Below are 9593 nucleotides of genomic sequence, written 5' to 3'. Positions count from 1 at the left end.
GAATGGGGAATGGGAGTAGGGAGTTGCTTTCAAGGGTAGGTATTTAGGTTTCCGTTCAATAATTGAACGTAGTTTTAAGGTTTCAGACAATCATTTTGGTTCTAAAACCCAAAAAAATGGTCTAATCCGAAAAACTTACTCCCTACTCTCCTTATTCTCTAGAGAACGAATCAAAGCACGGAGTAATCTTCCTACAGATTCACATTGCCTCAAAATTGGAGTGACTAATTGAGTATCTGTAAGTCCAACTTTGGCTCTAGCTGATAGTAACAAGTGAGTTTCTAGCTCTTTGAGAGAGCCTTGCGCTATTCGGAGAAATTTTATGTATTCCAGGCGATACTCTCGTCCATAGCCCTCAGCTATATTTGCTGGAACTGATACACCTGCCCGACGAATCTGTGAAGTCATCCCGTAAAGTTCCTCTTTCGGGAATGCAATCGTTAGCTGATAGCAAGCTTCAGCTAAATTCATGCCTTCTTGCCAAACTTTTAAATCTTGATAAGAGCGAATTTCAAAAGCTATCATTTCCCACTCCCCAGTACCTAAAACTTTTAAATCTTGATAAGAGCGAATTTCAAAAGCTATCATTTCCCACTCCCCACTCCCCACTCCCCACTCCCTACTTAGTTGACTTTAAACTTACCAGCAGTTGTCAATAACTCCTGCGCCATCCCTGATAACTCTTGGAATACAGTAGCAATTTCTTGAGATTCAGCAAAAGTTTTATTAGCAATTTCTGCTACATCTTGCATTGATTTAGTTACTGTTACAGATTGCGTCATTTGTTTTTGAGTTGCTGCGGTAATCCGCTCGATTAGCTGACTAATTTCGGCAGTTGCAGAAACGATCGCATTTAAGTTTTGGCGAGTGTCATTGACAAGATTTGTACCTTCAACTACTTGTTGAATGCCAGTTTCCATCGCTACTGCAACTTCTCCGGTTTCTGCTTGAATCTCCTGGACTAATTTTTCAATTTCGATGCTGGCTGCTGCTGACTGGCGAGACAAAGAACGGACTTCATCAGCTACAACTGCAAAGCCTTTGCCATATTCACCTGCACGGGTGGCTTCAATGGCTGCATTCAAAGCCAGTACATTTGTCTGTGTGGCAAAATTACCAATCAAATTCACCACTTTGGAGATTTTTTGCGAGGATTCGCTGAGGCGTTTAATCTTTTTGCTGGTTTGAGCAACGGTTTCACGAATTCCTTGGATTGCTTTGACAGTAAGGTTCATCGCAGTATCGCCAGACTCTACAATTTGATTGGCTTGTTGCACTGCTACTTGCACCAACTCAGCATTACTCACCACAGCTTGAGTAGAGTCCACCATCTGTTGAATGTCACCTAAGGCTGCGGTAATTTCCTCAGATTGTTGTTGTGCCAAATTAGTCAGTCCCGCTAGTGAAGCGTCGCTATTGCTAGAAGTTTGAGCAACTTGTTGAGCAGCCCCCTGTACCTGAATAACGATTTGCCGCAGTGCTTGCAGCGTATTATTATAGGCGTCGGCGATGGTACCTAGCTCGTCTTCTGTAATCGGTGCGCGTACCGTTAAGTCGCCATTGAGGGCGGGTCTAAGGGCTGTTAGGAGTTGAATAGACCGTTGTTGTAGTAACTCCTTGGCTGCCTTTTCCCGTGCTGCTGCTTCTGCTAATTTTGCTGACTGCGCTTGTACTTGTTGCAAATATTCCGTCTGTTGTAATGCCAATCCTAACTGGTTACCAATACGTGCTAACAAAGTGACTTGCGATTCTTCCCAATTACGAGTTGCAGAGTTTTGATATGCTGCCAGCAAGCCCCACAATTGTTCTCCAAAGAATATGGGAACTATGATATAAGCTTTGATTTCAAACTGCTCTAAAATTTCAATGTGGCAAGTAGAATGACCTACCTGATAAATGTCGTTTACAACAAAGTTTTCCCCTTCGGCATATCGACCTCCCTGAGTTTCTTGTAAGTGGGTATCTTCCCAGACAGTTTTGATATCGGGGCCTACCAGTTTTACCCAACCATGAGCTACTGACTCAGACACAAATTCACCACTCCAGTCGGGATTGAAGCGATAAACAGCAACGCGATCGCATCGCAATAATTGCCGTACTTCTTGAGTGGTTATCTTGAAAATCTCTTCCACATCGAAGATTTGCCTAATGCGGTTGCTGATCTTTGTGATAGCTTTCTCTTGTTCCGCTAACTGAGCTAGTTTCTCAGATTTTACCCGCACTAATTCTAGATAGTCTATCTGTGATTTAGCTAGGCTAAATTGCAAGCTAATCTGAACCAAAAAGTTAACTTCCCAGGTTTGCCATTCACGGGTGCTGGAATTTTGATAAGCTGCCAGCAAGCCCCACAATTTATCCCCGAAGAATATAGGAACAATTATGTAAGCTTTGGCTTCAAACTGCTCTAAAATCTCAATGTGGCAAGGAGCAAGCCCTATTTGATAGATGTCATTAACAACAAAGTTTTCACCTCTGACATACCTACCTCCCTGAGTTTCTTGCAAGTAAGTATCGTCTAAAACGGTTTTAATATCAAGTCCTACCAGTTTTGTCCAACCATTACCCACAGACTCAGCCACAAATTCGCCACCCCAGTCAGGGTTAAAGCGATAGACTGCAACGCGATCGCATTTTAGCGATTGACGCACTTCTTGAGTGGTTGTTTTGAAGACACTATCTACATCTAAAGATTGGCGGATGCGGTTGACTATCTTAGTGAAAGCTTTCTCTTGTTCGACTATTTGAGCTAGTTGATCAGATTTCGTCTGCACTTGCTCTACATATTCTCTTTGTGATATGGCCACCCCAAATTGCAAGCCAATCTGAGTCAAAAAGGTTTCTTCCCAAGGTTGCCAATCACGCGGCCCAGAATTTTGATAAGCTGCCAGCAAGCCCCATAATTTCTCTCCAGTGAATATAGGCGCAATGATGTAAGCTTTCATCTCAAACTGCTCTAAAATATCAATGTGACATTGAGCATGACCCATTTTATAGATGTCCTTGACCACAAAGCTTTCACCCTTGGCATAACGTCCTCCTTGGGTTTCTTGTAAGTGGCTATCTTCCCAGACCATTTTAAAATCAGGGCCGACCATTTTTATCCAACCATTACCCACTGTCTCCGCTACAAACTCGCCACTCCAGTCAGGTTTGAAGTAATAAACACCGACGCGATCGCATTTTAGTAATTGACGTACTTCTTGAGTGGTTGTTTGGAAAATCTTATCAAGACTTGATACATGGAGAATTTTTTCAATAACTTTAGCTACTGATTTCTTTGCCTGTGCTTGATTTTGCAGTTCTTTGTGAAATTCAAAGCTCTGCAATTTATAGGTTAGTTCTGTTGTAATTTGAGATAGTAGACTAATTTCTACCTCTTGCCATTGCCGCATTGAGTAGCAGTTATTGACTGTCAGTAACCCCCATACTTTACCTTGTACTACAATCGGTAAACTCAAACTAGCTTTAATTTGAAATTTCTCTAGCAGCTGCTTTTGATAAGGGGTAAGTTGTATCTGATTGATATCATCAATAACTACAGGTTCTATATAGTCTTGATTGGTATATAAGCCAAAAATAATTCCGGGAATATTTTCGCCTAAAGTTGGTGTCCAACCTAGTGTTCTAGATTCTGCTAAAACATTACCTGATTCCAGAGAAGTAAACTGATAAATTAAGGCGCGATCGCAACCAATCTTTTCTCTAATTTGCGCTACAGTAATTTTGAGTAATGTATCAAGGTCTGGAGCTTGGCGCATATGAGTTGCGATGTCTTGCAACTGTCGCCGCCAAGTTTTAAATTCCTGAGCGATCGCGTTTAATAAAGATATTTCATTACTAGCAATATTCGCTATACTAGCGCTACCATTAATATTTTCTACCTCAGAAATTAGAGGCTCAGTTCCCTGGTTACTGTTATACAAAAATGTCATTTGGTTAACCTCAAGAATTGTAATAGATAATAATTTGATATTTGACAGCTAAGAATGATCTGGTGCTTAGTCATCGAGGATTATAAATTGTCAAAGTACTATGCCTATTCACCCGTTATCAAATGTTCAATTATGAATCCCCCACATAGGAGCTTGGATAATCGTTATAGCATCCAAATTAAAAATCATCTCCTCTGAATCATTAATAAAATATCCCTGTAAAAAAGGTGATATTTTAGGATAAAATAATTCGGCAGTTGCGGGTTTCATTTGCTTAATATCCAGCCATTCAATATCTATAAGCTGTCGTACCAATAGTCCCAAATACTTGCCCTTGTTTTCCAGAACAATTCCCATCATTATTGAAAGTAAATTTGGGCCTTGCGAAATTGGAGGATAACCTAACATTGCCTCTAAATCTACCAACCAAAGCATCTCACCGCGCCAGTTATAAATACCCAAGACGCTACTGGGCATCTCAGGAACACTACATATTTCTGGTAATGCTACTTGCAAAACTTCTGTAATGTGTTGTAACGAAATTACGGCTGTATCCCTTACTCCCAAATTAAAACTTAAAAACTTTTCCTGGGTTTCCAAAGTTATTAATCCTTTGTCCTTGATGATTTCTCTTTAGCCACTATTTGCAGTTATTATTTAATTTAGAAGTAGTGACTTTTATTGACTGTATAGTTATTGCATTATTACTTATTAATCAACTGCTTCAAAATTCCCACTAATTCCTCTCGAACAATCGGTTTTGATAAGTAACCATCAGCGCCCAACATATTACCCCAAATTTTATCTACATCACTATTTTTTGTAGAGCAGAAAACCACAGGTATTTTGCTAGTGTTGGGGTTGCCTTTCAATTCTCGGCAAATTTCAAAGCCACTTTTACCGGGTAAAATTACGTCGAGAAATATTAGGTCTGGCTTATTTTGATCTATTTTCTCTTGAGCCTCTTGGCTACTTGTGGCGCTAATCACAGAATAACCTGCCTGTTGCAAGTAACAGCTGATTATTTCCATGTCTGTTAAGCCATCTTCAACAACTAAAACAGTATTCATTGCAATTACTCGTTAAACTTTTCTCAGAATGTAAATAAATTAGACATACAAATCCTAAATGATTCCTCAAGAAAGATATGGAAGGGACTAGGGACTAGCTCCTAACCACTATTTCACAACTCAAAATAAAACTGCTATAAATACAAAAACTTGTATTTGTTTAATTTTGATTCAATGTTTAGGTATTAACCTCAGAAAAAGTACGTACTAAATATAACTTAATATATATTGTGAATAATGATATTCCCGACTTATTACAAAAGTCGAGAATCTTAGTCTTGTAATTTTTACTAAGTGTAAAAATTTGTGTATATCAAGATTTTTATTATAGCTATTCTTGAGCAACAGCCTAATACTGAGGAATGAGATTTTAAAGTTAATTAGATTATCTGATAAATAATCATCAAGAAAAATTATTAATTCCCTAATTACAAACCTCTTAATTAGATTTGCTCTTATCGATGGATACACTTGGTGTAGATAAATATTTACGTACTATAGCCATCACCTTATCAGCCACTACGGGTTTAGCAAGAAAATCTGTAGAACCAACTACCTTGGCACGAACTCTATCTAATAAACCATCACTGCCTGTTAATATAATTATTGGTGTGTTGGCGAAAGCAGATATTCTTCGCAGCTGAGTGCAGATTTCATAACCACTGGCGACTGGCATAATCAAATCCAAGAAAATCAGGTCTGGTTTATCTTGAATGAGAGTTGGGAGAGCTTGTACAGCATCTTGAATCTTGACAAACCTTAATCCATTGGAAGTGATAATATCCTCTAGCATTTTACAGACTTGAGGGCTATCATCCACGCAGGCTACTAGGGGAGCCATCGATTTCTTTGGTTGGGCGGTGATGGGCTTGTTGTTGACCTCAGCCACTACCAAGGGTATGTCAGGTACTTCCACTAATTCAATGATTCCTTTAAGAACATAGGGAAGCAATGAACGTGTAAGTGGCATTACACTCTGCTTCATTTTCACGGCTAAATCTCGCAGAGTGAATTTGCCATTGATTGAATTGACAAAGTTTTTGTAGATAGATGGACTTACCATCTCCTGGAGTTGTTCTGGTCGTCGCAGGACTGGTGCCAAATCAGGAGAAAAATTTGCTAAACCAGCTTCTGACCAAATTTTCCACGAGTCTTGCATGTGCTTTACAGACATTTCTGCACTTGTGAAGCTCATTGGTGTTTCTAAGATAACTTCTTGGCTGCGATTGCAACTTATAGAAGCAAAATTTCCTTGCAGAGCTAGGTCAAATAATAATTCTACTATCGTGTTTTCCGCAATAGACTGAATCTGTTCCCTCTGGATTTTCTGTTTTTTATAAAAGATTTCTAGAAGGCGGTAATCCCAGTAATCAATTGATACGTCTTGTAAGTGCAACTGCAATTTATCAAGATCAATCTGAGGACAATTTTGAGCCATATGTCTACGCCAGCGTCGGAAGGGATGAGTTCCCCCTGTTGCCCAAACTATGCGTCCCAGCCGATAATAAAAAGTCCATTGGCTGCCCTTTGAACTTTTAATATTTAATTTGCCATTGTATTGCAGCTGAGTACAAGTTTTAAATTCATTAACTATGTTATTTGAAAGAATAAGTTCCGGGTGAGTCATACTTTTACTTTGTTCCTTTATTAAGCCGGCCGTTGAAAAAGCTACACTAGCTATATAGCGGTTAGCAGATATGTCAATAAGTGCAAATATATTTGGTATATAGCAGCCTAAATCAAGATTATTAAAAGTAAGGCAGATGGGAAGATGACAAAAATATTGATAGTAAATCAGTCATTTAGTACGGAGTTTGTTATTGGCAGACTTTACTTTTCTACTAATATTTGGTCACTCAAGTAGGTTGCTATATTCCATATCATTAAGATGAATTCAGTATTATATAGCAATCCTAAATGAGTCGTGAAAAATATAAATAAGGAAACGAACCGCCAAGAACGCCAAGGACACAAAGGGAAGAAAGAAGAAAGAGATATAGAATTTTCACAAATGATTTAGGACTGCTATATATATTATTTTAATATTTTTCATACGAAATTATAACCGTGTAAGTTCGGAATTATTGTCTAAAAAATATTAGGGTCTTTAGACATTTTTGCTTTTGTTATAAATATTAATTTAACTTTACTATTCTTAATTTATACGAGTTAATGTCAGCTTTTTTAGGGAATATTGTTCTTAAAAAAGGCGTGCTACTAAGGCAAGTAGCAGCCATTTATAAAGTATTTATTGAGAAAAATTTCTTTAAGGTTGCTTGTGGTTTTGATAGCTCACAACAGCTGCTCTGAGATTACTTTGGTGTTCTGAAAGAAGCCGATTCCCCTCATCTTTTTCTAATCCAGTCCAGTGCATCAATAACGCTAGCTTGACCCATTTGCCACTACGTTCTAGTAAAAAACCAGCAGTTTCCCGACTTAAACCTGTGAGGTCTTGCAAAATTCGCAGAGCGCGATCGCGTAACTTTTGATTTGTTACCGCCACATCCACCATCCGATTGCCATACACTTTGCCTAGTTTGACCATCACCCCAGTGGAAAGGATGTTTAAAGCTAACTTTGTGGCTGTACCAGCTTTCAGGCGAGTTGAGCCAGCTATTATCTCTGGCCCTGTCAATAGACGAATGTCAACGTCGGCATCAAAGCTAACTTGTTCAACTGGAACACAAGCGATAAAAATAGTAGTGGCTCCCCTCTGACGGGCAGCATTGAGGGCACCGTGAACATAAGGTGTTGTACCACCCGCAGTAATGCCGACTACAACATCTAACTGTGTAATGTGGCGTTGTGCGATCGCTGCCTCGCCCTCTTCGATGCTATCTTCTAAATCTTCAGAACTGCGTACCAGCGCACCAGCACCACCAGCAATAATCCCCTGTACTAGCTCTGGGGGCGTACAAAAAGTAGGTGGACATTCAGCAGCATCTAACACCCCTAAGCGACCACTTGTGCCTGCACCAATATAAAATAGGCGTCCTCCGTGGCGCAAACGCTCTGCGGTGCTATCAATCGCTTGTGCCAACTGAATTTTCGCTGCTGCAACTGCTGCAACTGCCTTTTGATCTTCACTGTTAAACAGCTCTACCAATTCCAGGGAACTAAGCTGGTCTAAATTAAGACTGTTAGGATTTACCATCTCGGTTAAAAGATGTCCGCGTTCCTGCAAATTTGTCATTTGTCCTCTGTCATTTTTTATTTGTCCTCTGTTGTTAGTCAGTCGCCAGTTATTGACCTATGGCTAATGACTAATAATTAATTACAACAATCCTTCCAATTTGCGACGAATCTTCTCTAATTCAGAATCAGACAATTCTGGTTCTTCTAGCGGCTGTTGATTAAGAGGGAAGGGGTCTTCAACAGCATCCTCCTTCTGGGCATCCGCTTGCCAGTCGGTTTCTTCCACGTTAAGTTCTGGGGGAGTTACAACTAAATTGCTGTTTTCTGGGATGATTTCCCATTCATATCCAGCACTTTCGCAAAATTCCTTGATTTCCTCAGCATCCATTGGTTCCGGTGTAGGTGAGGGGAAATCCTGAGCTTCCAGCATTAGGGCAAAGCGCGTGGCGTCGTCTTCTGACTCGAACATCAGAATTTTATTGCGTAGCTTGCCGCTGTAGGCATCGCCTTCTCGAATCGTGTGAATCCCCTCATTTTCCGTTCGAGCGTTAAAAACTAACACAAAAACACGCATTGGTGTAATCATCTTTTTTTAGGTCTATTAACATTAAAGTTCTAGATTGTGCCTCAGGCAAAGTCACAGGAACAATTTTCACTCTATTCAGATTTTCCTGAAAACGCCAAGAACTGGATTTGGAATTATGAACTAAATATCTTATTTGTAAACGATTTCTGTTAGGAGTGATTTCTTTCACTTGACTTCATAATCAAAAAACATTCTGCCAAATTTGTCCGACTGTGCGCTATGTAACACAAGTTAGTTCAGTGTGAAAAGTGAGATTTTATATTATTCGCTCTGACTCTGGAACTTGTACCCACCCGCCTCAATTCTAAGTTTACCTGACTTCCATCCTGAATAAATCGGGGTTTTATTACCATCAGCACTTTGATAGAGAGCGAAATGCTCACGCCAATCATGGTAATGTCCATTCCGCCAGACATTTGGTAAATTATTACCCTGATATTGCAGTTTTACTTGAGCGAAAACCCCTTGATACTCAGCCACTCCATTATGAAAAATTTTGCGACTTGTGAGTTAGGCGATGGCCGATTGAATGAACGTGCAATGTCAATTGGTTTTGCTTGAAGTCAAGGATTTGGCAAAGGGCTGTCAGAAATCTTCAACGGAGGAACTGTACTCAAAAGGGCTTATGAGTTTTTGCAAACCCGAAAGTGGAATTTTTAAGACTAATCGAACCGCACTGTCAAATGACGGCGGAAACTGTTGCAGAATACGATGTAGTGCTGTGTGTTGGAGACACCACTTTTCTTGATTATGGCAGGATTGTAGAAAAACTTGTAACTAAGCACACGCGAGTAATTCATGTTTTCGACAGAGAAGGTGATATCACAGAAGTTTTCGATAAAATTCGTCAACTTCAACACACGGGTGTCG

The 9593-nt window shown here is 39.7% G+C and carries 8 protein-coding genes and 2 pseudogenes; 2 read left to right on the top strand and 8 right to left on the bottom strand.

The window, feature by feature from the left end; genetic code table 11:
• Positions 1-135: 135 nt before the first annotated feature.
• From F8S12_RS38280 to F8S12_RS38245, 8 genes are all read right to left on the bottom strand, one after another.
• Complete coding sequence (locus F8S12_RS38280) at positions 136-588, bottom strand: four helix bundle protein (RefSeq protein ID WP_230968565.1); 453 nt, start codon at positions 586-588, stop codon at positions 136-138.
• 35 nt (positions 589-623) lie between these two features.
• The gene (locus tag F8S12_RS38275) at positions 624-3932 is read right to left on the bottom strand and encodes a GAF domain-containing protein (protein ID WP_196521548.1); all 3309 of its coding nucleotides are present in this window, start codon (positions 3930-3932) and stop codon (positions 624-626) included.
• A gap of 126 nt (positions 3933-4058) precedes the next feature.
• Positions 4059-4532, bottom strand: coding sequence for a chemotaxis protein CheW (locus tag F8S12_RS38270; protein ID WP_196521547.1), 474 nt, complete (start codon positions 4530-4532; stop codon positions 4059-4061).
• Positions 4533-4636: 104 nt separating this feature from the next.
• On the bottom strand, positions 4637-5002 hold the full coding sequence (locus F8S12_RS38265) for a response regulator transcription factor (RefSeq protein WP_196521546.1): 366 nt from the start codon (positions 5000-5002) through the stop codon (positions 4637-4639).
• 439 nt (positions 5003-5441) lie between these two features.
• Positions 5442-6629: a response regulator gene (locus F8S12_RS38260; protein WP_196521545.1), complete on the bottom strand. Its 1188-nt coding sequence runs from the start codon at positions 6627-6629 to the stop codon at positions 5442-5444.
• Between the two features lie 639 nt (positions 6630-7268).
• The gene (gene murQ / locus F8S12_RS38255) at positions 7269-8195 is read right to left on the bottom strand and encodes an N-acetylmuramic acid 6-phosphate etherase (RefSeq protein WP_196521544.1); all 927 of its coding nucleotides are present in this window, start codon (positions 8193-8195) and stop codon (positions 7269-7271) included.
• Between the two features lie 81 nt (positions 8196-8276).
• The gene (locus F8S12_RS38250) at positions 8277-8723 is read right to left on the bottom strand and encodes a DUF3110 domain-containing protein (protein ID WP_196521543.1); all 447 of its coding nucleotides are present in this window, start codon (positions 8721-8723) and stop codon (positions 8277-8279) included.
• A gap of 261 nt (positions 8724-8984) precedes the next feature.
• The gene (locus tag F8S12_RS38245; protein WP_196521542.1) at positions 8985-9203 is read right to left on the bottom strand and encodes a hypothetical protein; all 219 of its coding nucleotides are present in this window, start codon (positions 9201-9203) and stop codon (positions 8985-8987) included.
• A gap of 6 nt (positions 9204-9209) precedes the next feature.
• Between F8S12_RS38245 and F8S12_RS42590 the strand changes: the two are divergent.
• Both F8S12_RS42590 and F8S12_RS38240 read left to right on the top strand, forming a co-directional pair.
• Positions 9210-9383, top strand: a pseudogene (locus F8S12_RS42590) (IS4/Tn5 family transposase DNA-binding protein).
• Positions 9384-9406: 23 nt separating this feature from the next.
• Positions 9407-9593, top strand: a pseudogene (locus F8S12_RS38240) (hypothetical protein); the annotation flags it as partial.

The sequence above is a fragment of the Nostoc sp. WHI genome (assembly GCF_015714725.1).
Lineage (GTDB): Bacteria > Cyanobacteriota > Cyanobacteriia > Cyanobacteriales > Nostocaceae > Nostoc.
This window is presented reverse-complemented; position numbering and strand designations above follow the sequence as displayed.